Here is a 23,005-nt window from a genome sequence, read left to right as displayed (position 1 = left end):
GTCCGAGCCCCCCTCAGGACTTCTGGAACATGGCGAGCATCCGGCGCGTGACCAGGAAGCCGCCGACGATATTGATCGATGCGATCAGCACCGAGATCATCGCCAGAATGGTGACGAGCCAGCCCGAGGAGCCGATCTGCAAGAGCGCGCCGAGCACGATGATGCCGGAGATCGCGTTGGTGACCGCCATCAGCGGCGTGTGCAGCGAATGCGACACATTCCAGATCACCTGGAAGCCGACGAAGCAGGCGAGCGCGAACACGATGAAGTGGCTCATGAAACTGACCGGTGCATAGGCGCCGACGATCAGCATCAGGATCGTGCCGATGCCGAGCAGCATGAGCTGCGAGCGGGTCTGCTCGCGAAAGGCGGCGGCTTCCTTGGCCCGCTTCTCCTCCGGCGTCAGTTCCTTGGCCTTCTCCTTCGGCTTCTGCGCGGCGATCGCGGCGACCTTCGGCGGCGGCGGCGGGAAGGTGATGGCCCCCTCATAGGTCACCGTCGCGCCGCGGATGACGTCGTCCTCCATGTTGTGGACGAGCTTGCCGTCCTTGCCCGGCGTCAGGTCCGTCATCATGTGGCGGATGTTGGTGGCGTAGAGCGTCGAGGACTGCGCCGCCATCCGGCTCGGGAAGTCGGTATAGCCGACGATGGTGACCCCGTTGGGCGTCACGATCTTCTGGTCGGCCTTGGTCAATTCGCAGTTGCCGCCGCGCTCGGCGGCGAGATCGACGATGACCGAGCCCGGCTTCATCGCCTCGACCATGTCCTTGGTCCAGAGCACCGGCGCATCGCGGCCGGGGATCAGCGCCGTGGTGATGACGATGTCGATCTCAGGCGCGAGCTCGCGGAACTTCTTGAGCTGCGCCTCGCGGAACTCGGGGCTCGACGGGGCGGCGTAGCCGCCGGTCGAGGCGCCGTCCTGCTGCTGGCCCTTGAAATCGAGGAAGACGAATTGCGCGCCCATCGATTCGATCTGCTCGGAGACTTCGGGGCGCACGTCGAAGGCATAGGTGATGGCACCGAGCGAGGTCGCCGTGCCGATGGCGGCGAGGCCGGCGACGCCGGCGCCCACTACCAGCACCTTGGCCGGCGGCACCTTGCCTGCCGCCGTGATCTGACCGGTGAAGAAGCGGCCGAAATTGTTGCCGGCCTCGATCACCGCGCGATAGCCGGCGATGTTCGCCATCGAGGACAGCGCGTCCATCTTCTGGGCGCGCGAGATGCGCGGCACCATGTCCATGGCGATGACGGCGGCGCCCTTGTCCTTGCAGAGCTCCAGGAGCTCCTTGTTCTGCGCCGGATAGAAGAACGAGATCAGCGTCTTGCCGGCCTTGAGGCGCTCGGCCTCGGAGGTCTCGGGCGGGCGCACCTTGGCGATCACGTCGGCCTCGTCCCAGAGCGCGCCGGCTGTCGGGACCACGCTCACGCCGGCATTCCGGTAGGCATCGTCGGTGAAGCCGGCGAGCACGCCCGCACCGGCTTCGATCAGGCAGTCATAGCCGAGTTTCTGGAGCTGAGCCGCACTGTCCGGCGTCATCGCCACCCGCGCCTCGCCCGCAAAGACTTCCTTCGGTGATCCGATCTTCACGATGCCCCTCTCCACTTCCCCTTGCCGCACGACGCGACCGCCAGCTCATTCGAACACGACGCCAGACTCGCCCGGTTCCCATCGAACACTGCGGAGCCGCCGGGCTCAAGCCGTTCCGTACGGCGGCGCTTCCCCCGACGCCTTGCTATGGCCTCTATAGGCTGAGCGAAAAAATATCGATTCCCTTTTGCGCGTTGCCGTGACGTCGGCCGGCTCGCGGCTACCGTTCCATAGCGAACTCGGGTCAGCCCGAGCAGCGATGTTCCTCCAAATTTTGGAGTAACCCCCCTCGAATGTCGCGTTCGACGAAGGTTTCCCGAAACAAAACGCAACAATAACAGATGCTTGACACTTGGCATGGCGCTTGCCGACGGACCGCCTCGCAACGGAGCGTCAACGCGGATGCAGTGGCAGGCCATCGTCGATTTCGACGGCACGATTTCTCTTGATGACACGACGGACCGGATTCTCGAGCGCTTCGCCGCGCCGGGCTGGGAAACGATCGAGGCCGAATGGGTCGCGGGACGCATCGGCTCACGCGAATGCATGGAGCGGCAGATCGCGCTGCTGCGAGTGTCGCCCGACATCCTCGACACTTTCGTCGATAGCTTCGAGATCGACTGGGGGTTCGCTTTCCTGGTCCGGGTCTGCCAGCGCCACGCGGTTCCGGTGACGGTCGTATCGGACGGGCTCGACCGCACGATCCATTCCGTGCTGCGCCGGACCGGCCTTGCCGGCCTTCCTGTCATCGCCAACCATCTCGAATCGGCAGGCGGCGACCGTTGGCGCCTGACCTCGCCGCATGCGTCGCGGGATGGAAGCTGCGTCAGCGGCACCTGCAAATGCAATGTCGCCCAGGGACTAGGCCGGCCGGCGACCATTCTCGTTGGCGACGGGCGCTCCGATTTCTGCCTTGCCGAGCGCGCCGACCTCGTCTTCGCCAAGAACGGCCTGATCGCGCATTGCCGCGCGACCGGCATCGAGCACCACCCCTTCGCCCAGCTGGCGGACGCGGCACGTCTCCTGGACGAGATGTTGACCGGCACCATGCCGGCCATCGCGAGCCATCACCTCAAGGACATGATCGATGGATGACGGATTTCCCCAGCTCGCGGCCGCTCGCGCCGCGACGAACCCGGCCGCGCTCGCCGCCGAGGAGGCGCGCCTGCTGGCGCTCGAGGCCGAGTACTGCTCGCATGGCGACACGGTCCACTACACGCAGTTCCCGAAGATCTTCTCGGGCTGCGAGGGCTCCTTCATGCTCGACGCGGCCGGCAACCGCTTCCTCGACCTGCAGATGTGGTACTCGGCGGTCAATTTCGGCTACGCCAATCCGCGCCTGAACAACGCGCTGAAGCGCCAGATCGACACGCTGCCGCAGGTCGCCAGCCAGTATCTCCACCGCGAGAAGATCGAGCTCGCGGCGATGATCGCCAAGGATGCGCAGCGCAAGTTCGGCTCGAAGGGCAGGGTCCATTTCAATGTCGGCGGCGCCCAGGCGGTCGAGGATTCGCTCAAGCTCGTGCGCAACGCCTCGAACGGCAAGAGCCTGATGTTCGCCTTCGAGGGCGGCTATCACGGCCGCACGCTCGGCGCCTCCGCGATCACCTCCTCCTATCGCTATCGCCGCCGCTTCGGCCATTTCGGCGAGCGCGCGCATTTCATCCCGTTCCCCTACCATTTCCGCGGCCCCAAGGGCATGAGCAAGGAAGAGTATGGCGAGCATTGCGTCGCGCAATTCGCCCGGCTGTTCGAGAGCGAGTACAACGGCGTCTGGGACCCCAAGACCGGCCAGGCCGAATATGCCGCCTTCTATGTCGAGCCCCTGCAGGGCACGGGCGGCTACGTCATTCCGCCGCCGAACTTCTTCACCGGGCTGAAGAAGGTGCTCGACGACCACGGCATCCTGCTGGTCGTCGACGAGATCCAGATGGGCTTCTACCGGACCGGCAAGCTCTGGTCGATCGAGCATTTCGGTGTGAACCCGGACGTGATCGTCTTCGGCAAGGCCGTGACCAACGGCCTGAACCCGCTCTCCGGCATCTGGGCCAAGGAGGCGCTGATCAACCCGACCGTCTTCCCGCCGGGCTCCACCCACTCGACCTTCAACGCCAACCCGCTCGGCACCGCCGTCGCGCTGGAAGCGATGAAGATGATGGAGGAGGAAGACTACGAGACCATGGTCATGGCCAAGGGCGCACATTTCCTCGCCGGCCTCCAGGAGCTCAAGCGTCGCCACAAGATCGTCGGCGAGGTCGATGGTCTCGGCATGGCGCTGCGCATCGAGATCTGCGAGCCGCATGACAGCTACACGCCATCCAAGCGCCTGGTCGACCTGATGTGCGACGAGGGCATGAGGGCCGATCTGGAGGTGGCTGGCCGGCGCTACGGGCTCGTGCTCGATATCGGCGGCTACTACAAGAACGTCATTACCCTCGCGCCGGCGCTGACCATGAGTCATGCCGAGATCGACCTGGCGATCGCGCTGCTCGACCAGCTCTTCGCCCGCGTCGCCGACGCCTGAGCCGGCAGGAGACCGGTCGTTGCGCCTGCAGGTGATCAATCTTGACGGCAGCGTCGCCGGCCAGGAGCCGCTTCGCCGCCGCATCGATACGGGCGAAGCGTCCTGCATCGATGCGGCGGATCTCGCCGCGCGCCTGCGCATCGTGGCGAGCCGCGGGGCGGTTGCGGGGCTGCTCGAAAGGTTGGCCGCGGGCGGGCGGGACGGCGGCGGACCGCCAGTCTATTTCTACGGCTCCGGCGACTTTCACCACCTGACGGCCCTTTTCCTGAGGACCGTCAGCGCGCCGGTGACCGTCGTCCATTTCGACAACCACCCCGACTGGGTCCGGTTTCCGGCGACGGTCAATTGCGGCGCCTGGGTCAATCGCGCCCTGGAATTGCCGCAGGTCCGCAAGGTCGTGACCATCGGTCCCTGCAGTGACGACCTGGTGCGCCCGGAGTGGCAGTTCGCCAATCTCCGGGCGGTCGAAGCCGGGCGGATGGCGCTCTTTCCGTGGCGGCACGCGCCCTCCCGCGTCTGGAGGCGATACAACAGTGCCGCGAGCTTCCGGCAGGAGGGAGGCCACTTGCACTGGCGCAACCTCGCTGAGGAGGACTGGTCCGGTTTCCTCGACGAGCTCATGACGGCGATCCCGACGGAGGCTGTCTGGCTCACCATCGACAAGGACGTGCTCGGCCGCGACGAGGCTGTGACAAACTGGGACCAGGGACAGTTGAAGCTCGCTCATCTCATCGCCGCCATCGAGCGGCTGGCGGCCGGGCGTTTTGTCGTCGGCGTCGATGTCTGTGGCGACTGGTCGGAGCCCCGCTTCTCCGATCCGTTTCGCGCGGCTCTGGCCTTCTTCGACCATCCGCCGCGGCTGCGCCCCACGGCGGAGGACCTTGCGATCAATGCCCGCGCCAATGCGGCGCTGGTCGACTGCTTCAGCCGGGTGCTGCCATGAGCCTTTCGATCATCCTGTGGTTCGTCCTCTCGGTCGCCTGCGACGTCGTCGGCCAGCTTTGCCTCAAGCTCGGGGCCGACAAGCTGCCGGCGAGCGGCACGTTGCGCGAGATGGCTCTGGCGATCGGCCGGTCGGGCTGGGTTCTGGCCGGGATTGCGACCTATGTCGCGGAGTTCTTCATCTGGCTGCGAATCCTCGCCGAGGTGCCGCTGTCGATCGCCTTCCCCGTCGCCAGCCTGAACTTCCTCGCCATCACCTTCGCGAGCTCGATCCTGCTCGGCGAGCGGGTCGGAACCCGGCAATGGCTCGGCGCCTGCCTCATTACCTGCGGCGTCGTCATCGTCGCGCGGACAGCCTGACGGAACCCGACGTGACCAAGCAAGATTTCAGCCTTCGCTACGCCGGGGACCGCACCGGCTTCCTGTTGATCCATGGTCTTGGCGGCACCCCCACCGAAATGCGGCTGGTGGCGCGCGCCCTGCACCGGGCCGGCCGCACGGTTCATTGCCCGCAGCTGGCCGGCCATTGTGCCGGCGAGGCCGAGCTCCTGGCCACGGGCTGGCGCGATTGGAGCCGAAGCGTCGTCGACGAGCTCGAGCGCATGCGCGGCCTTTGCGACACCGTCATCGTCGGCGGCTTGTCGATGGGGGCCGTCCTCGCGATGCATGTCGCGGCGGTCCGGCCCGACGCCGTGAACGGCCTTGCCCTCTATGCGCCGACGCTGTGGTACGATGGCTGGTCGATCCCGCGCTACGCCTTCCTGCTGAAATGGCTGATCAATACGCCCGCCGGCCGGCGCTACAGCTTCGTCGAGCGCGAACCGTTCGGGGTGAAGGACCTGCGCACCCGGTCGCTGATCGCGGCCGCGATTACGCGTGGCGACAGCTCGGAGGCAGGCCTGCTCGGCACGCCATCGGGGGCGCTGAAGCAGATGTGGGATCTGATCGCCCAGACCCGGCGCGAGATGCCGACGATCAAGTGCCCGGCGCTGCTCGTTCATGCGCGCGAAGACGATATCGCCAGCCTCTCGAACGCCTTCTACATCCAGCGGCGGCTCGGCGGACTCGTCGACGCCGCCATTCTCGACGACAGCTACCATCTGGTGACGATCGACCAGCAGCGCGACATCGTCATCGAGCGTTCGCTGGCGCTCGCGGCCCGCCTCGAGCAGGCGCATCGCCGCGAGAAGACGCCGAAACTGCATGTGGTGGCCGCCGAATGAGCGCGCCGACCGCCCGGATCGTCGAGAGCGTGGCCGAGATCGCCGCCTCCGCCTGGGATGCCTGCCTCCCGGGCGAAGCCGAATGCCACGCCTATTACCGCGCCTGCGAGGAGGCTGCGGCCGCGTCGGGCATGGGATTGCGCGTCGCCGCTCTGGTGGCCGAGCGCAATGGCGAGATCGTCGCGGTCGCACCGTTGTTCAGGCTGAGCTACCGTCTCGATACGCCGCTGCAGGGCAGGCTACGCCGGCTCGGTGACGCGCTGTTTCGCCATCTGCCCGGGCTGCTGACGCTGAAGGCGCTCTGCATCGGATCGCCTTATGCCGAGCGCTGCCATCTCGGCTTTTCGCCGCGGCTCGACGAAGCCGGACGCTCGGCCGCGCTCGACGCCATCCTGGAAGCCCTGTCGCGCCAGGGCACGGCCGAGGGAGCCCAGCTCCTGGTCTGGAAGGACCTCGCGCCCGCCGAAGAATTCGAGGCCGCGAACCTTCTGAAGCAGGCGGGATTTGTGCGTATCGCCAGCCTGCCCGTCGCGGTGCTCGACCTGCCGTTCCCGGACGAGGGCGGCTATCTGGCCACGCTGTCGGCTGCCACCCGCAAGGATATCCGCCGCAAGCTCGGCAAGGCCGGCGAGGTCCGGATCGAGTTCAGAAGCGGGATTTCCGGGCTGGAGGCCGAGATCGACGCGCTCTACGAAGCGACGCGCCGGCAAAGCGGGCTCGACTACGGTGACCTCGAAGTCCTGCCGCAAGGCTATTTCGCCGCGGTCTCGCAGGCGCTCGGCGAGCGGGCCGTCTTTGCGCTCTACTGGGTCGGGGCGGAACTCTGCGCGTTCAACCTCCTGCTCGTCGAGGCGGATCGTGTCATCGACAAGTTCCTGGGCATGCGCTACCCGCTGGCTCGCGAACACAACCTGTATGCGGTGAGCTGGATGGCGAATATCCGCTTCTGCATCGCGCGCGGCGTGGGTCTGTTCCAGAGCGGGCAGACCGCCTATGCCTCGAAGCTGCGTTTCGGCAGTCGGCTGGTTCCCTCCGTGCTCCATGTCCGTCATCGCGTGACCGCGCTGCAATGGGTCCTGCGGCGCCTGAGCCCGTGGATCGGCTTCGACAGATTCGATCCGGACCTCGCCGGCAGACCCGGAAGGAAGGCGGCATGAGCGCCACCACATCCACCGAACTTGTCGCACGCTGGCGCCAGCTTGTGATCTGGCTCGCCTTCATCGCGCTCGACACCGGCACGCAGCTCGCCTTCAAATGGGGGGCGGACGGCCTCGGCGACATGGATTTCGGCTTCGCCATGCTGGCACGCTCTGTCACGCTGCCGGGCGTCTGGCTGGCGATCGCCGGCTATCTCGCGACTTTCTTCGTCTGGATGGCGATCCTGCGCGACATGCCGCTCAGCCGTGCCTTCCCGATGACGGGATTGGTCTATATCACGGTGCCGCTGCTTGCCTGGAGCGCCTTCGGCGAGAGGATCGACCTGCCGCGCGCCGGCGGCATCGCCCTGATCATCGCCGGCGTGGTGCTGCTCGGCGGGGAGCATGACGATGAGCGGTAGGTTGCGGATGATGGCGGTCGCGGTGGCGCTGGCAGGAGGAGTGCCGATGCCGGCGCAGGCCGACCCCATGGCCGATATCGTCGGGCGCTGGCGCGATTCCGACGGGGAATCGGAAATCGCCATCGGCCGCTGCGGCGCGGCCCTGTGCGGACGGATCGTCTGGCTCAGGGAGCCGCGGATCGACCGCTTCAATCCCGACGAGAGCTTGCGGTCGCGCTCGCTGCTCGGCCTGCAGGTGCTCAGCGGCTTCAGGCCCGAGGGGCCCGGCAATCTCGCCGGCGAGGGCTACAATCCCTCCGACGGCAAGACGTATCGCACCACGCTGGAACTGGCCGCACGCGACACGCTCGTCGTCCGCGGCTGCGTGTTCGGCGGGCTGATCTGCGACGACGACACCTGGACGAGGCAACCCTGATGCCGCGACCCTCCAACAGAAGGAGCGGGCGCTGCCCGGCCGGCCTCGGCGCCCCGCCATGGCCGGACAGGTGACGTCGCTCCGGCTCAGGCTCGTCATCGGCTTCATGCTGGTCAGCGTGCCGGCGATGCTGGCCTCGGCCTTCATCGCGGCGAAGCTGATCTCGAGCGCCTTCGAAGACAATGTCGGGCACTGGCTGCGGGAGACCTCGCGCTTCTTCAGGCTGGAGATCGTCGAGGCCGTGCAGGAGGCCCAGCGCGTCGCCGGCGTGATCGGCCATCGCCTCGAGCATAGCCCCGACGACACCCGGATCCAGCGCACCGCCGAGCGCGAGTTCGCCGTCCTGAGCTCGGTCGGCTACGATCTCATCGCCATCTATCGTCCGGGCGGCGAGGTGATCTTCTCCTCGCGCTCCTTCAAGGCGATCGGCGAGTTGCCGACCGCGACGGGGCAAGGCCTCTTCAAGATCGCCGCCGACGGCCAGCGTTGGCTCATGGCCGGCGCGGTGCAGTCGATCACGATCAACGGGCAGCCGGCCAACATCCTGGTGGGGAGCTGGCTCGACGACAATTATCTGGGCGGCATCAAGGTGGTCACTTCGCTGGAGGTGACGCTGTTTTCCGACTTCGACGGCACGCTCGAACCCATCATGCAGACGCATGGCGAGAAGCCGACCGTGGTGCCGGAAGCGATCAAGGCGCGGCTCGATGCCGGCGAGGACGAGATCTTCGACCCCGGCGCCGGGGACGGAGCCTATCGCGCGGTCTATTCCGGCTTTCGCGGCATCGACGGGCATCTCGCCGCGGTTAGCTTCATCGGCCTGCGCAACGAGGTCGGCCTGCTTGAACAGCTCGGACGCGAGCGCCTCTTCCTCGGCATCTTCGTGCTCGGCAGCCTGATCGCCGTGCTGGTCGGGAGCCTGATGTCGGAGGTGCTGGTGCGTCCCGTCCGGGCGTTGACCAGGGGCGTGCGCGCGATCGCCGCCGGGGATTTCGGGCAGCGCGTCCCGATCGGCGGCGGTCGCGAGATCGCGGAACTGGCCGGCGGCTTCAACGGCATGGCCGAGCGGCTGGGCAAGCTGCAGGAACTGGAGACGGAGCTGCGTCGTCGCGACAGGCTGTCGGCGCTGGGCCAGGCCGCCATGGTCATCGCCCACGAGGTCCGCAATCCGCTCGGGATCATCAAGACCTCGACGGAGGTGGTGCGAAACCGGGCGAAGCTCGGCGAGACCGAGGAGAAGATGCTCGGCTACGTCATCGACGAGGTGCGCCGCATCGAGACGCTGATGCGGGAATTCCTCGACTTCGCCCAGCCGCGCCCACCCGTGCGCAGCCGTCTGCCGCTGCGCAGCGTCATTGACCGTGTCGCGGCCATCGCCGCTCCGGAGCTTGCGCGCCACGGCATCGCGCTTCGCATCGACGATAACAGCGGGGGCGGAGAGGTCGTCGGCGATGCGGACCAGCTTCACCAGGCCTGCCTCAATCTGATCCTGAACGCGATGGATGCGATGCCATCCGGAGGCACCATCTTCGCGAGTCTGGCGGCGAGCCCCGACATCGTCTCGCTGGCGATCCGCGATGAGGGGCCGGGCGTGCCGGAGGCGATCCGCTCCGAGGTCTTCAACCCCTTCTTCACCACGAAGGTGAAGGGGACCGGCCTCGGTCTTGCCAAAGTGCAGAGCGTGGCGGCGGCCCATGGCGGCACCGTCACCTGCGAAAGCGAGCCCGGGCAGGGCGCCACCTTCACGCTCGCCCTGCCGCGGGCCCGCAAGGGAGACATCGCGTGAGCCACGCCATCCTGGTCGTCGACGATGAAGAACGCCTGGCCGATGTCCTCGCGGCTGCGCTCGAGGATCTTGGCTACCGGGCGACGGCGGTGACCAGCGCCCAGGCCGCGCTCGCGGCGCTGGAGCAAACGCGCTTCGATCTCGTGCTGACGGATCTCAGGCTCCCCGCCATGGACGGGCGCGGGCTCCTGCGCGAGGTCCGCGGCCGCTGGCCCGAGCTGCCGGTCGTCATCGTCACGGCCTTCGCGGCGGTGCGCGACGCGGTCGAGCTGGTGAAGGAAGGCGCGTTCGACTACATCGCCAAGCCCTTCGAGATCGAGGATGTCGCCGCCACGATCAGGCGGGCGCTGCGCCTTGCCGACGTCGTGCGCGACAACGAACGCCTGCGCAGCGAGCTGGAGGGGCGCCACAGCTTCGATACGCTGATCGGCAACAGCGCCTCATTCCGCCGCGTGATCGAGCAGGTCACCGAGGTCTGCGAGACCCGCGCCACCGTGATGCTGAACGGCGAAAGCGGCACGGGCAAGGAGCTCGTCGCCAGGGCCATCCACTTCAACAGCCCGCGCCGCAGCCGGCCCTTCATCGCGGTCAACTGTGCGGCCATTCCCGAGACACTGCTCGAGAGCGAGCTCTTCGGCCACGTCAAGGGCGCCTTCACCGGCGCCGTCGCCAACCGCATCGGCCGCTTCGCCGCCGCCGAAGGTGGAACGTTGTTCCTCGACGAGATCGGCGACATGCCGCTCGCCATCCAGGCGAAGCTGCTGCGCGTGGTGCAGGAGCGCAGCTTCGAGCCGGTCGGCGCCAGCCGCAGCCAGGCCGCGGATGTCCGGCTGGTCGCGGCAACGCATAAGGACATGCGCGAGGCCGTGGCCCAGGGGCGCTTCCGCGAGGACCTGTTCTACCGCCTGAACGTCTTCCCCATCCGCCTCCCGGCCCTGCGCGAGCGGCCGGAGGATATTCCGTTGCTCGTCGCGCATTTCCTCGCCGCCCTGTCGGAGGCGGTGGGCAAGCGTGTGTCGGGCTTCTCGCCGGCCGCGCTGGCGGCAATGTCGGCGCATAGCTGGCCGGGGAACATCCGGGAACTTCACAACTGCGTCGAGCGCGCCCTGATCGTTGCCAAGAATGCGGTGATCGATGTCCAGGATCTGCCGCGCGACCTGTTCGAGGCGCAAAGGCGCGCCGGCAGCGACATGCTGCCGCGCGACCTCGATGCCGAGCTCGAGCGCATCGAGCGCGACTTCATCCTCGAGGCGCTGCGCCGTAGCGACGGCGTGCAGGTCAAGGCGGCTCGGATGCTGGGCATCGCCGAGCGCAGCCTCTGGCACCGCATCAAGAAACTCGGTATCCGATTGAGCCGGACGATCGTGGAATGATGTGGCGGACCGTGATGGCACTGTCGTCCGCACCTGCGAGAGGCGTGGCCGGAGCCGGGGTGCGTGGAGGAACTGGGTTGCGTATCGCTATCGGAAGCCTTGCCTGCCTTGTCCTGCTCCCGGCTGCCGCCGCGGCCGCGGATGCCTTGCCCGCCCTGACCGATCCGGCGCCGGCCAAGGGCTGGATCATCACCCTTGGCGGAACGGCCGAGCTCGGCCCGAAATATGACGGCGCGAGCGCGGCAGGATTCTCCTTCATGCCTTCGATCAGCTGGCGGCGCGTCGGAGAGGTGGAGGGGTTCAGCGCGCCCGACGACAGCCTGGACTATGCGCTTTACGAGACCGACCGCTTCAGCTTCGGCGTCGCCGGCGGCTGGAAGAGCGGGCGCTATTCCTCGTCGAGCAAACGGCTTTTCGGCATGCACGACGTGCCCTGGACGATCGAGGCCGGCGCCTTTGCGGAGTACTGGCCGATCCAGGACCGGCTGCGGACGCGCGTCGAGGTCCGGCAGGGCTTTCACGGGCACCATGGCGTCGTCGCCGATTTCTCCGCGGACTGGGTCGAGCGCCTTGGCCGCTTCACTCTTTCCGGCGGGCCGCGCCTGTCGCTGGGCAGCGCCTCCTATATGCGCCGCAACTTCGGCGTGAGCCTGCCCGAATCGGCGGCCAACGGCTTCCTCGCCCCCTACCGTCCGACCGGCGGCGCCAAGAGCATCGGCATCGCCACAGCCCTAGAATACAGTTGGTCGGAGCAATGGTCGACGACGCTGTTCGCGCGCTATGACCGCATGATCGACCAGGCGGCCAATTCACCGCTCGTGCGCACGGTCGGCCAACGTGACCAGATCACGATCGGTCTCGGGGCAAGCTATTCGTTCCGGCTGGACCTCTGAGGCGCCTAGAGCATCGGACCGAAAAGTGGAATCCACTTTTTGGAAAAATTCGATGCTCCAGCAATGAGATAGATCATCGTTATCGCGCCCGATAGGACGCGCGATGATCTAGCCGGCAAGGCGGTGAATCCAGCCGATCTGGCGGTCGACGCACAGCTCGCGCGCATAGCCGGCGCGAACGGTCTCGCGAGCGGCGCGCCGCAGCGAAGCCATGCCCTGCGGACGCCGCAGCGCCTCGGCGATTCGCTGCGCCAGAATCGCCGGGGCATCGAATGGCGCGAGAAGGCCGTTGACGCCGTCGCGAATCGCCTCCTGGACCGGCGGCGTATCCGAGGCTACCACGAGGCAGCCGCAGGCCATGGCCTCCAGCAGCGACCAGGACAGCACGAACGGCACGGTCAGATAGACATGGGCCGCTGAGACCTGGAACAGCCTGACCAGGCTTTCATGCGGCAGCCAGGGGATGTGGACCACCCGTTCGGCCAGCTCCGTTTCGGCCAGCATGGCCTCGCGCCAGAGGCGGCCGTCCTCGCGCGGGCGTCCGTAGCCCGGCCCGTCGCCGCCGACGACGACGAAGATCAGCCCTGGATCGTCCTGTGCCAGACGAGCCGCCGCCCGCATGAACTGCGGGTAGCCGCGATAGGGATCGAGGTCGCGTGCGACGAAGGTGACGACGGGCGCTCCCGGCCGGAGTTCGCGGCCGTCCGGCAAGGTGAAGCGCGCCTGCGAATCGGGCCGGCAGGATGCGATATCGATGCCGTCATGGCAGACGCCGATGCGCGGACGATAGGGTGCAGGGTATTGCTGACGCTGCCATTGCGTCGGCGCATAGGCTGCGTCCAGCCCGTCGAGGGCAACCAGCTGCGCGGCGTTGCGCATGCGGATGCGCTGCCGTTCGGCCTGGGAAATCGGCTCGATCGCGCCGAAATCGAAATCCGATCCCGAGCTGCGATAATAGTATTCGCAATAGCCCAGCAGCGCGGCGTCCGGCAGGGCGTCGCGTGCGAAGAGCAGTCCGCCCCAGCCCGTATGGCCGATGACGACCTCAGGCGGATCGTCGGCGCCGAGGCGGGCCATCAGGCCGGCGACGGCCTCGCCCGTGCGCAGGTGGTAGTCCGTCGCGGCCAGGGCCGGGTGCTGCGTCGAGGCGTCGCCGACCGTGTAGGCAAGCTGACGCAGGCCGGGCTGCTCCGGCGCCGGCCGCTCCGTGATCAGCGTGACCTCGTCGCCCCGGGCGACGAGGCTCGCGATCAGAGCAGCGAATTGACCAGATCCTGAACGATGAACGAATAGGATATGCATGAGGCCAGCAGGACGCCGCCATAGCGGAGGGAGTCGTTCCACCACTGCTCGAGACGTCGGAGCGTTTCATGGGTGGTCAGGAGGTCTTCTTCGGTCCCGCTCTCGGTCCGAGCGGCGAGGGGATTGGCCTCATCGAGCAAGCGCAGGCGCTCGCACAGCATCTGCCCCTTGAGCGAGAGCGAGATCCGGGCGAGCCGTCTGTCGCGCGGAGACGCCCCCCGCTCGAGATAGCCGCTCTCGACGAGCTGCTTCAGATTGTAGGATGCGTTCGAGCCGCCGTAATGCCCGCGGTCCAGCAGGTCGCGTACGGCAATCTCGCCTTGTCCGATCGTCAGCAGAATCATGACCTGCGCCGGCGAGATGTCCTCGATCCCGAGCTTGCCGAGCTCAAGGCGCAGATAGTCGAGGAAGCGCCGGCTGACCCGCTCGATGACGCGGGCCAGATCGAATGCGGAGACCCGTCGGTCGGGCCCGTCTTCCACTTCGCCATCACCGTTAGCCCGGTGATGGCCATTCAAGGATCTGCCTGAAAATTGCTCGCCGCCATGCAATTTGAAGTGCATTCCTCACCCCATCTGATTGAAGATTGACCAATTCATCCCTTTTTCTTCCTTTCCCCTATGAAGCTCATAGGCAAAGTACATGCCAGAGTCTCTGGCAATTCGATAAGAATTTATCGATCCGGAATCGATTGTGAACTGCTTCGAAATTTGAAATATCGCACAATAATGCCTCATTTCTAGCCGATTCGACGTTTGAATAGATATCTAATCTGTCATAATCTTGACACTCCCTCCCTGTCTCGTTTGTGAATGCTGATGTGCGGCGGCGACGCCATCGCCGCGGCTTCCCGACGATCCCGTTCCCGGAGACATGCATGAAGGCAGCGAAGCCGGCTCCCGACGTTCTGATCCGGGATCTGCAGAGGTCGTTCGCCGGTGGTCTCGGCTATGCGGGGCTTCTCAGTCTTTGCGTGAATCTGCTGCTGCTGACGGTGCCGCTCTTCATGATGCAGGTGCAGGACAGAGTGACCGTCAGCCACAGCTATGACACGTTGACGATGCTGCTGGTCATCGCCGTCGGGGCGCTCGTGCTGTACGGCACGATCGAGTTCATCCGCTCGCTAACTTTCCAGACAATGGCGAGCATCTTCGCGCGGCGCCTCAACTTGCCGGCCTTGCAGGCGGCTGTGAGCGCTTCGCTGGAGCAGGGTTCGGGCCAGGCGACACAGGCGATCCGGGATCTCAACGACATCCGCTTCTTCATCGCGAGTTCGGCCATCGCGACACCGCTCGAGGCCGCCTGGTCTCCGGTTTTTCTGTCGGTGCTGTTCCTGCTCCACCCGATCTACGGGCTGGTGGGACTGGCTTCTCTGATCATCCTGCTGCTGCTCGGTGTCCTGTCGGACATGCTCACGCGGCGGGTTCTGAAGGAGGCTAACGAAGCCGGCGTCACCAGTATCAACGAGGTCGGCGCCAGCCTTCGTCATGCCGAAACCATCGAGGCGATGGGCATGCTGCCGGCGCTGGCGCGGCGTTGGCGCGGCCAGCAGCTCGCGATGATCGAACAACTCGACATGGGGACGCGCCGTGGCAAGCTCATCGCGGCGGTGACGCGTTCGTCGCGGATGACGATGCAGCTTGCAGTCTATGCGACGGGCGCGGTCCTGATCATCCGCAACGAGGTCACGGCCGGCACGCTGATGGCTGCGAGCATTCTGCTCGGGCGGCTGCTGGCGCCATTCGATTCGATGATCACCGACTGGCGGCAATGGGTTCTCGCCGCGGCGGCGTGGAGGCGTGTGCGGGAACTCGTCCTGTCGCGCAGCTCGCAGCGGCAGACGGTTCCGACGCCGCCCTGCCAGGGCGATCTCGTGGTCGATCGCGCGATCTTCGCGCCACCAGGGTCGGAGCAGACCGTCATCAAGGGCGTGTCCTTTTCGCTGGAGCCCGGCGAGGTTCTCGGTGTCGTAGGGCCGTCCGGCGCGGGCAAATCGACATTGGCCCGGCTCCTCGTCGGCGTCCTCAAGCCGAATGCCGGCGGCGTCTATCTCGATGGCCACAGCACCTATCTCTGGGAGCGAGGCTCCTTCGGGGCGATGGTCGGCTACCTGCCGCAATCGGTCTCGCTGCTGAACGGCACGATTGCCGAGAACATCGCCCGCATGCAGGAGCCCGATCCGCACGCCATTCTGGAGGCGGCGCGCATCGCCGGGGTGCACGAACTCATCGGCCGGCTGCCGCTCGGCTACGACACCAGCGTCGCCGACAGCGACTTCAAGCTTTCCGGCGGCCAGAGGCAACGCATCGGCCTGGCGAGGGCGCTCTATGGAATGCCGCGCCTGATCGTCCTCGACGAGCCGAACGCCAATCTGGACGCCGAAGGCGAGCAGAGCCTTATCCGCGCGGTGGCGGCTGCGCGCGAGAGCGGGGCGATCGTCGTCCTGATCGCGCACCGTCCCTCGGTGATGCAGGTCGTCGACAAGTTGCTCGTCCTGCGTGATGGCCGCGTCCAGCAATTCGGGCCGCGAGCCGCGATCGCCGGCATGATCACGCCGAGCGGGCGGATCGAGATCGAGGCCGCTGCGCGGGGCGCCGCCTCGGCGCCCGCAGTCCGTGGAGCGACAGCATGACCGGCCGCTCTCTGATCAGGGGGCCCGAAAGGTCTCTCGTGGCCGCACCGCTGCAGGATGAGTCGGATGAGCGCACGCCGAGCCTGCGCAGCCTCGTGCTGGCCGGCATCGCGGCGATCGGCGTCGGCTTTGGCGGTTTCGGCGCCTGGGCGGTCACCGCCCGGCTGGACAATGCCGCCGTCGCGAGCGGTATCGTCGCGGTCGACAGCAAGCGCAAGACGGTCAGCCATCTCGAAGGCGGCATTCTCAAGAGCCTGCTGAAGGCGGAAGGCGAGCGTGTCGTCAGGGGCGAGCCGCTGCTGCGGCTCGAGGACGCCCGCGCTCGCGCAGAGCTGCAGCAACTGCAGGCCAAGCGCGTCGGCCTCATGGCAAAGCTTGCCCGTCTCAGGGCCGAGCAGTCGAAGGCTGCCGAAGTCGACTTTCCCGATGACATCGAAACGGCCGACACTCCGGTGACGCGCGAAGTGCTGCGTGCCGAGCGGACCTTGTTCAAATCGCGCGCCCAGGTCCATGAAGGCAAGATCCAGATCCAGCAGCGCGTCATCGAACAATACCAGGCCGAGGCGGCGGCGCTGAAGGCCCAGATCGACGCGACCGACCGGCAACGTTCGCTGATCGACGAGGAGGTCAGGATCCTCACCGAGCTCTACGAGAAGCGCTATGCCAAGCGCAGCCAGCTCGTCGAATTGCAGACCAAGCAGAGCGAGCTCGTCGGCCGGGCCGGGGAATATGCCGCGCGCAAGGCCAAGGCCGAGCAGGCCGTGGCCGGTGCCAATCTGGAGATCCTGTCGATCAGCCTCGACCGCCAGAACGAGATTGCCGGGGACATACAGGAATCCCAGCTGATGCTGTCGGAGGTCACCGAACGCATCGTCCAGGCCGAGGACGTGCTGCGCCGGTTGGTGGTGAAGGCCCCGCAGGAGGGCATCGTCTCCAATATCCGCATGCGTACCGCCGGCAGCGTGATCGCGGCCGGCGAGGCGATCCTGGACATCGTGCCGGAGAACGAGCCGCTGGTCATCGAGGCCAAGGTCGATCCGCGGGATATCGATGCGGTTCGCGTGGGAGCCGCGACCCGCGTCCGGCTGACGGCGTTCAATTCACGCCTGCTGCCGCCGCTCGAAGCGAAGGTCACCTATGTCGCGCCGGACCAGCTCGTCGACGATAAGACCGGCTTTCCATACTTCGTGGTGCGCGCCGAGATCGATCCTGGGAGCCTGAAGGATCATAAGGTTGCTCTGCACGCGGGCATGACCGCGGAGGTGATGATCGTCAACGGGGCCCGCCGTGCGATCGACTATCTCATCTCGCCCTTCACCGACAGCTTCAACCGCGCTTTCCGCGAGGATTGAGAACTCGCTGCAGTGCGGGAGAGATGTTTCGAATTTGGAAGTATATCCGTACGAATAACGACGTAATTCGTGCCACAAATAAAGTCTAAATCATTTTGCATCGCAAAATGGTCATAATAAAATTGTTGATGCGCTGCACGCATTGCGTAATTCTTAGGGTGTCGAGCGGTGACAGGACCCTTGTCGTGTCTCCGGAACAGTATCCGGATATGGAGAGCCGCGGCGGGCCTGCCGACAAATCCGGGTTCATCAACCACCTAGGAGGCGCCGAATGGCGACGATCGAAGGAAGTGCATTCGACGACTTTTTGATTGGCACTCGATTCAGCGATGTGATTCTCGCTGGCGGTGGCCATGACATCGTGCATGGCGGGGACGGAGTCGACTCGCTGTTCGGCGAAGAAGGCAACGACCTGCTTTACGGGGACGGCGGCAACGACGCGCTGTTCGGCGGCGAGGGGGAGGACATCCTCTTCGGCGGGCGCGGCGATGATTTCCTCTCCGGCGACGAAGGCCACGACACACTGTTCGGGGGGCAGGGCGACGATGTCCTCTCCGGCGGAGATGGCAATGACTCCCTGTTCGGCGGTCAGGGCGACGACACGCTCCTCGGCGGCGCCGGCAACGATATCCTGCAGGGCGGTGCCGGCAACGACATCCTCCAGGGTGGCGCCGGCAACGACATCCTCCAGGGGGGTGCCGGCAACGACATCCTGCAGGGCGGCGCCGGCAACGACATCCTGCAGGGCGGCGCTGGTAACGACGTCCTCCAGGGCGGTGCCGGCAACGACATCCTCCAGGGCGGTGCGGGCGACGACATGCTGTTCGGCGGTGCCGGCAATGACGTCCTCCAGGGCGGCGCCGGCCACGACACCTTCGTCTTCGCCGGCGGCGGCGGCAACGATGTCGTCCTCGATTTCGAGGCCGGCTCGGACATGCTGCAGATCGCGTCGGACATCAACGGCACCGGCGTCCATTCGGCGGAAGACGTTGCGGCCCGCGCCACCACGGTCGGCGGCAACACCGTCATCGATCTCGGCCATGGCGACACGCTGACCCTCGTCGGCGTGACGGCGGAAGACGTCCAGGCGGACCCGCACGCCTACTTCTCGGTCGCCTGATCGTCACGACACGGCCTCTCCGCTCTCCCGGCATGGTCGCGAGAGCGGAGAGAGCGCCGCGTTCCGACACCATTCCGAAGCGCGCATCGGCCGGAAGATTTCCGTTTCGATGGCGCTTCGGGCTCCTTCCGCGACGCAGGAACGCCTTCATGCTTTCACTCGCGCCCGCCGCCTCGGCCGCCGCCGTCCCGACACAACTTGAATTGCACAGGCTCGGCGGGCCGGCCTTCCTGCTCTGCTGGACGCTGGAAGCCTCGCCCTTCGGTAAGCCGTCGATCGCGCTGAGCACAGGTGGTCGCCGCCTCGCTGCCGCTTCGATCTCGCTGGGATTGCGGGACGGGCGCGAGCGCCTTGCCGTCGCCTTCCGTGCCTCGGGTCCGGACGGCATCGTGGCGACGCTGTCGGACCAGGGGCCGCAAGGCGATGTGACCGCGAGCTTCGACCCCGCGCTCGTCCACGGAATCGCCGATCCGAAGGATATTCTCGCCGACCTGGCGCCGCAGGCACGCCTCACCCTGGCCAACGCGCTGGTGCGGGCCTGGCCGCCGCTGTTCGGGCTCTCCACCGCCCCGAGCTACCTCTCCTTCCTGCGTCAGTTCCTGCTCACTCTGTTCCCGAAGCCGCTCGCCATGCAGCCGAGCGCGGCGCTGGTCGAGGGGCAATGGCTCTGCGAAACCCTCGTTCCGGCCGATTTCGCCGGGCTTCAGGCGGCCTCCCGGCTGGACGGGGCCGGGCTGACGCGGCTCACCCTCAATTCGCGCATTGGCGCTGCCGACCGGAACGGCAGGCGCGAGCTCCATCTGGTGATGGAGGAACCGCCCGCGCGCGGCGGAGGGCTGCTGCTCCTGCAAAGCGAGCGCTCGCTCGTGGTCAGGTCTCTTCCCGGACGTCAGGTGGTGCCCTCGCTCGGCCGCTGGTGGGCCGGGAAGGCCGCGAGCCGCGACGGCCTGCGCAACTGGGTGGTGGAGCAGCTCGCCGGCCTGTCCGGGCAGGGCCGCCTGCTCGCGATCGAGATGCAAAGGCGGGTGCCGCTCGCCGTGCAGCATGTGCGCCGCGACGACGACCTGCCGGCTGCGGAGCTGGACCTGGCCGTGTGCAACCAGGCGGGGCTGCTGATCGGCGGTTGGCTGCGTGACCCCGACGAACTGCTCGAGGAGGTGCTGCTGCACCGCGCGGGCGGCGAGCCGGTCGCCATGCTGCCGCGGCTCCAGCGCTTCCCGGTCAGACTGCCGACAGGGGAGGAGGGGGAGACGCGCGCCGCGACGGGCTTTGCCGCTTTCGCCTGCGACTATGCTGCGGGCGCCCCGGTGCTGCAGCCGCGCTGCGAGATCAAGCTGCGATCCGGCACCACGTTGACGCTGCGCCCGCCGGTCCAGCCGGCCGACGCGGCTACCATCCGAGCCCGGGCGCTGGCGGCCATACCACCGCAGTATCTCACGGCGGCGATGCTGGAGGAAACGCTTGCGCCCATCCTGGCGGCCTGCCAGGAGGAGCTGCGCGAGAGTCGGCCGGAGCCGAGCGTCCAACGGTTTGGCCCGGTCATGGCCCGGCCGAAGGCTTCGGTCGTCATCCCGCTCTACCGCGTCTACGACTTCCTGCGCGTGCAGGTCGCGGCTTTCGCCGGCGACCCCTGGTTCGTCGAGCATGCCGAGCTGATCTATGTGCTGGATTCGCCCGAGCACGAGGCGGAGGTCGCCCATCTGCTCGGCGGTCTCCATCTCGCCTACGGCCTGCCGATGCAGCTCGTCGCGATGCGGCGCAATGGCGGCTTTTCGGCCGCCTGCAATGCCGGTGCGCTGCAGGCGCGCGGCGAGGCGCTGGCGCTGGTCAATTCCGATGTGATCCCGATCGGCAACGGTTGGCTGCCGACGCTGATCGGCAAGCTCGACCGGCAAAGGCGCGTCGGTGCCGTGGGGCCCAAGCTGCTCTATGACGACGGCTCGCTGCAGCACGCCGGACTCTATTTCAAGCGCGACAGCAAGGGCACCTGGCTCAATCACCATTTCTTCAAGGGCATGCCGGGGAGCTATGGCCCGGCCAATGTCGAACGGCCCGTACCTGGGGTGACCGGCGCCTGCATCGTGATGCCGCGCGCGCTCTTCGACGAGCTCGGCGGCTTCGACGAGAGCTATGTGATCGGCGACTATGAGGACAGCGACCTCTGCCTCAAGGTCCGGCGCGCCGGTTTCGGCATCGTCTATGCGCCGAGCGTCGCTCTCTACCATCTCGAGCGGCAGTCGATTTCCCGGAGCGTCGACTACACGCGCGGTGCCGCCTCGCAGCACAATGCCTGGCTGCAGACGCGGCGCTGGGACGCGCAGATCGAGGCCCTGATGCTGGCCTTCGCAACCTCGGTGGCTGAACCCGCCCTGCCCGAACCGGCACCGAGCGCGCCCGAGCTTGTTCCCCGCTTCACCTTCAGGAGAGCGACCGCGGCATGACGGCAATGACGGCCCTGAGAGACATCGCAGCGGAGCCGGTTCCGGCGCAGAATTCTGCCCGGCCCGAGCTCGACTGGCTCATGACCTCGCTGCAGACGAACCGCTTCATGCCGCACCCGCCGCCGGATTCGATCTTCGTCGGCGACGGCGACTTTCGTGCGATCGGCGCCGAATTCCTCGGGCATTTCATCCGCATCGGCCGATTGCAGCCGCATGAGCGCGTCTTCGACATCGGCTGCGGCATCGGCCGCATGGCGGTGCCACTGACGCAATATCTCGACCCCGAGCGCGGCAGCTACGACGGCGTCGACCCGGTGATGGACGGCATTCTCTGGTGCGCGCAGACCATCACGCCGGCCTATCCGCGCTTCCGCTTCCAGCGTCTCGACATCGCCCACCCGCTCTACAACCCGCAGGGCTCGCTGCCGGGCATCGAGGTCCGCTTCGGCTTCGCCAACGGCAGCTTCGACTTCGTGACCATGACCTCGGTCGCGACGCATCTGCCGCCCGAGGAGCTGGTGGTCTATCTGCAGGAGGCTTCGCGGCTGCTGGCGCCGGGCGGCCGCCTCTTCCTCACCGCCTTCGCCATCGACGGCGCGGAGACCGGGCAGGAACGCCTGTCGTTCAAGCGCTGGCAGGACGGGCCGGGCTGGTATGCCATCGACGAGGCGCCGCTCGCCGCCGCCGGCATCGACAGCCGCTTCCTGCTCGAGCAGACGGCACAGGCCGGACTGAAGGTCGAGGCTTTGCGCCCGGGGCATTGGCGGGCGATCACCTCCGCGCATTACCAGGACGTGCTGATCGCGACGAAGCCGGGAGGCCGGCCATGAGCCGGCGCATCCTCGTCGTCGCGCACAACCACCCGGCACTGCACCCGGGCGGCACCGAGATCTTCGCGCATGACCTGACGCGCGCCTATCGCGAACAGGGCTGCGAAGTGCTGTTCCTGGGAGCGACCAACGGGATCCACCGCCAGCCTCATCCGGGTACGGCACTGCAGTCCATCGGCGACGACGTGGTGCTGTGGAGCGCACATTACGACCGCTTCCACATGAGCCAGATCGACCATTACGGCACGCTGCAGGACCTCGGGACGCTGCTCGAGGAATTTCGGCCGGAGGTGATCCACGTCCATCACCTCGTGCTGATCGGCGCGGAATTCCTGACGCTGGCCCGCCGCCTGTTGCCGCAGGCCGCGATCGTCATGACGCTGCACGACTATTACCCGATCTGCCACCATGACGGGCTGATGGTACGGCCCGGCGACCGGCAGCGCTGCGTGGGCTCCTCCCCCGCGGCCTGCCATGCCTGCTTCCCCGAGATCGGCCCCGACCGCTTCCTGCTGCGCGAGCGCTTCCTCAAGACGCATCTGGCCGCCGTCGACCGCTTCGTCGCGCCGAGCCGCTTCCTGCGCCAGCGCTATCTCGACTGGGGCCTTCCGGATGAGCGGGTCGAGGTCATTGCCAATGCGCGGCCCGCTCGGGACTCCGTCCCTCACCGGCAGGCCACGGGCCGGCGCGCCAGCTTCGGCTATTTCGGTAATCTCAACCCCTGGAAGGGCGTCCTGCCGCTGCTGCAGGCGGTCAAAATCCTGCAAGCGTCTGGAGAGAGCTTCAGCCTGCGCATCCATGGCGGGGCGCCTTTCCAGAACGAGGTTTTCACCTCCGCGCTCGATTCCATGCTCGCCGACACCGCAGCGATCGTCAGCCATTGCGGGCCTTACTCGAGTGACGAGATGCCCGGGCTGATGGCGGAGATTGACTGGGTGGTGATCCCCTCGATCTGGTGGGAGAATGCGCCGCTCGTCATCCAGGAAGCCTTCCAGCATCGCCGCCCCCCGATCGTCAGCGGCATCG

General features: G+C 66.9%; 20 protein-coding genes. 17 read left to right on the top strand and 3 right to left on the bottom strand.

All coding sequences use genetic code 11. From position 1 onward, the window contains the following. Positions 1-13: 13 nt before the first annotated feature. Positions 14-1,588: a Re/Si-specific NAD(P)(+) transhydrogenase subunit alpha gene (locus tag BGO20_RS20955; protein ID WP_291659402.1), complete on the bottom strand. Its 1,575-nt coding sequence runs from the start codon at positions 1,586-1,588 to the stop codon at positions 14-16. A 402-nt stretch (positions 1,589-1,990) separates the two neighbouring features. Here BGO20_RS20955 and BGO20_RS20950 point away from each other — a divergent pair, with 402 nt between their 5' ends. The 11 genes from BGO20_RS20950 to BGO20_RS20900 all read left to right on the top strand — a co-directional run bounded on the left by BGO20_RS20950 (position 1,991) and on the right by BGO20_RS20900 (position 12,302). Continuing rightward, positions 1,991-2,683, top strand: a complete 693-nt coding sequence (locus BGO20_RS20950) for an MtnX-like HAD-IB family phosphatase (RefSeq protein WP_291659401.1) — start codon at positions 1,991-1,993, stop codon at positions 2,681-2,683. Next, positions 2,676-4,112 (top strand): aspartate aminotransferase family protein, encoded by a 1,437-nt coding sequence (locus BGO20_RS20945; RefSeq protein WP_291659400.1) that lies wholly within the window; start codon positions 2,676-2,678, stop codon positions 4,110-4,112. Before BGO20_RS20950 ends, BGO20_RS20945 begins: the two co-directional genes overlap by 8 nt. A gap of 19 nt (positions 4,113-4,131) precedes the next feature. Further along, positions 4,132-5,055, top strand: coding sequence for an arginase family protein (locus BGO20_RS20940; RefSeq protein WP_291659399.1), 924 nt, complete (start codon positions 4,132-4,134; stop codon positions 5,053-5,055). Next, positions 5,052-5,414, top strand: a complete 363-nt coding sequence (locus BGO20_RS20935; protein WP_291659398.1) for an EamA family transporter — start codon at positions 5,052-5,054, stop codon at positions 5,412-5,414. Before BGO20_RS20940 ends, BGO20_RS20935 begins: the two co-directional genes overlap by 4 nt. Before the next feature lie 11 nt (positions 5,415-5,425). Further along, a complete protein-coding gene (locus tag BGO20_RS20930; RefSeq protein WP_291659397.1) occupies positions 5,426-6,277 on the top strand; it encodes an alpha/beta hydrolase in 852 nt (283 codons plus the stop codon). Further along, positions 6,274-7,434 carry a GNAT family N-acetyltransferase gene (locus tag BGO20_RS20925; protein WP_291659396.1) on the top strand — a complete coding sequence of 387 codons (1,161 nt, stop codon included), beginning with the start codon at positions 6,274-6,276 and terminating at the stop codon, positions 7,432-7,434. The genes BGO20_RS20930 and BGO20_RS20925 overlap by 4 nt, the downstream gene beginning before the upstream one ends. After that, positions 7,431-7,835 carry an EamA family transporter gene (locus tag BGO20_RS20920; protein WP_291659395.1) on the top strand — a complete coding sequence of 135 codons (405 nt, stop codon included), beginning with the start codon at positions 7,431-7,433 and terminating at the stop codon, positions 7,833-7,835. Before BGO20_RS20925 ends, BGO20_RS20920 begins: the two co-directional genes overlap by 4 nt. After that, positions 7,825-8,250 (top strand): DUF2147 domain-containing protein, encoded by a 426-nt coding sequence (locus tag BGO20_RS20915; RefSeq protein ID WP_291659394.1) that lies wholly within the window; start codon positions 7,825-7,827, stop codon positions 8,248-8,250. Before BGO20_RS20920 ends, BGO20_RS20915 begins: the two co-directional genes overlap by 11 nt. Positions 8,251-8,308: 58 nt before the next feature. Further along, positions 8,309-10,036, top strand: coding sequence for a sensor histidine kinase (locus BGO20_RS20910; protein WP_291659393.1), 1,728 nt, complete (start codon positions 8,309-8,311; stop codon positions 10,034-10,036). Further along, positions 10,033-11,409 (top strand): sigma-54-dependent transcriptional regulator, encoded by a 1,377-nt coding sequence (locus BGO20_RS20905; protein WP_291659392.1) that lies wholly within the window; start codon positions 10,033-10,035, stop codon positions 11,407-11,409. Before BGO20_RS20910 ends, BGO20_RS20905 begins: the two co-directional genes overlap by 4 nt. Before the next feature lie 77 nt (positions 11,410-11,486). Continuing rightward, a complete protein-coding gene (locus BGO20_RS20900) occupies positions 11,487-12,302 on the top strand; it encodes a MipA/OmpV family protein (RefSeq protein ID WP_291659391.1) in 816 nt (271 codons plus the stop codon). 108 nt (positions 12,303-12,410) lie between these two features. On the opposite strand, the gene BGO20_RS20895 is transcribed toward BGO20_RS20900, so the two are convergent. Continuing rightward, positions 12,411-13,604: a glycosyltransferase gene (locus BGO20_RS20895; RefSeq protein ID WP_291659390.1), complete on the bottom strand. Its 1,194-nt coding sequence runs from the start codon at positions 13,602-13,604 to the stop codon at positions 12,411-12,413. Continuing rightward, the gene (locus tag BGO20_RS20890) at positions 13,553-14,155 is read right to left on the bottom strand and encodes a MarR family winged helix-turn-helix transcriptional regulator (protein ID WP_291659389.1); all 603 of its coding nucleotides are present in this window, start codon (positions 14,153-14,155) and stop codon (positions 13,553-13,555) included. The genes BGO20_RS20895 and BGO20_RS20890 overlap by 52 nt, the downstream gene beginning before the upstream one ends. 326 nt (positions 14,156-14,481) lie before the next feature. On the opposite strand from BGO20_RS20890, the gene BGO20_RS20885 reads away from it, so the two are divergent. The 6 genes from BGO20_RS20885 to BGO20_RS20860 all read left to right on the top strand — a co-directional run. Further along, positions 14,482-16,236, top strand: a complete 1,755-nt coding sequence (locus BGO20_RS20885) for a type I secretion system permease/ATPase (protein WP_291659388.1) — start codon at positions 14,482-14,484, stop codon at positions 16,234-16,236. After that, entirely contained in the window at positions 16,233-17,588 is a 1,356-nt protein-coding gene (locus tag BGO20_RS20880) for an HlyD family type I secretion periplasmic adaptor subunit (protein WP_291659387.1), read from the top strand. The genes BGO20_RS20885 and BGO20_RS20880 overlap by 4 nt, the downstream gene beginning before the upstream one ends. Before the next feature lie 271 nt (positions 17,589-17,859). Next, positions 17,860-18,708: a calcium-binding protein gene (locus BGO20_RS20875; RefSeq protein WP_291659386.1), complete on the top strand. Its 849-nt coding sequence runs from the start codon at positions 17,860-17,862 to the stop codon at positions 18,706-18,708. Between the two features lie 149 nt (positions 18,709-18,857). Then, on the top strand, positions 18,858-21,149 hold the full coding sequence (locus BGO20_RS20870) for a glycosyltransferase (RefSeq protein WP_291659385.1): 2,292 nt from the start codon (positions 18,858-18,860) through the stop codon (positions 21,147-21,149). Beyond that, positions 21,146-21,979 (top strand): class I SAM-dependent methyltransferase, encoded by an 834-nt coding sequence (locus BGO20_RS20865; RefSeq protein ID WP_291659384.1) that lies wholly within the window; start codon positions 21,146-21,148, stop codon positions 21,977-21,979. Before BGO20_RS20870 ends, BGO20_RS20865 begins: the two co-directional genes overlap by 4 nt. Then, the coding region (locus BGO20_RS20860; protein ID WP_299858726.1) for a glycosyltransferase family 4 protein at positions 21,976-23,005 on the top strand (1,030 nt) is incomplete at its 3' end. The genes BGO20_RS20865 and BGO20_RS20860, both read left to right, overlap by 4 nt.

It is taken from the genome of Allobosea sp. 67-29 (genome assembly GCF_001898115.1).
Lineage (GTDB): Bacteria > Pseudomonadota > Alphaproteobacteria > Rhizobiales > Beijerinckiaceae > Allobosea.
This window is presented reverse-complemented; position numbering and strand designations above follow the sequence as displayed.

Coding starts and splice junctions, on each gene's coding strand:
- BGO20_RS20865 (WP_291659384.1), top strand. CDS start 21,146: ATGACGGCAATGACGGCCCTGAGAGACATCGCAGCGGAGCCGGTTCCG.
- BGO20_RS20925 (WP_291659396.1), top strand. CDS start 6,274: ATGAGCGCGCCGACCGCCCGGATCGTCGAGAGCGTGGCCGAGATCGCC.
- BGO20_RS20880 (WP_291659387.1), top strand. CDS start 16,233: ATGACCGGCCGCTCTCTGATCAGGGGGCCCGAAAGGTCTCTCGTGGCC.
- BGO20_RS20915 (WP_291659394.1), top strand. CDS start 7,825: ATGAGCGGTAGGTTGCGGATGATGGCGGTCGCGGTGGCGCTGGCAGGA.
- BGO20_RS20935 (WP_291659398.1), top strand. CDS start 5,052: ATGAGCCTTTCGATCATCCTGTGGTTCGTCCTCTCGGTCGCCTGCGAC.
- BGO20_RS20875 (WP_291659386.1), top strand. CDS start 17,860: ATGGCGACGATCGAAGGAAGTGCATTCGACGACTTTTTGATTGGCACT.
- BGO20_RS20920 (WP_291659395.1), top strand. CDS start 7,431: ATGAGCGCCACCACATCCACCGAACTTGTCGCACGCTGGCGCCAGCTT.
- BGO20_RS20950 (WP_291659401.1), top strand. CDS start 1,991: ATGCAGTGGCAGGCCATCGTCGATTTCGACGGCACGATTTCTCTTGAT.
- BGO20_RS20945 (WP_291659400.1), top strand. CDS start 2,676: ATGGATGACGGATTTCCCCAGCTCGCGGCCGCTCGCGCCGCGACGAAC.
- BGO20_RS20910 (WP_291659393.1), top strand. CDS start 8,309: ATGGCCGGACAGGTGACGTCGCTCCGGCTCAGGCTCGTCATCGGCTTC.
- BGO20_RS20885 (WP_291659388.1), top strand. CDS start 14,482: ATGAAGGCAGCGAAGCCGGCTCCCGACGTTCTGATCCGGGATCTGCAG.
- BGO20_RS20895 (WP_291659390.1), bottom strand. CDS start 13,604: ATGCATATCCTATTCGTTCATCGTTCAGGATCTGGTCAATTCGCTGCT.
- BGO20_RS20870 (WP_291659385.1), top strand. CDS start 18,858: ATGCTTTCACTCGCGCCCGCCGCCTCGGCCGCCGCCGTCCCGACACAA.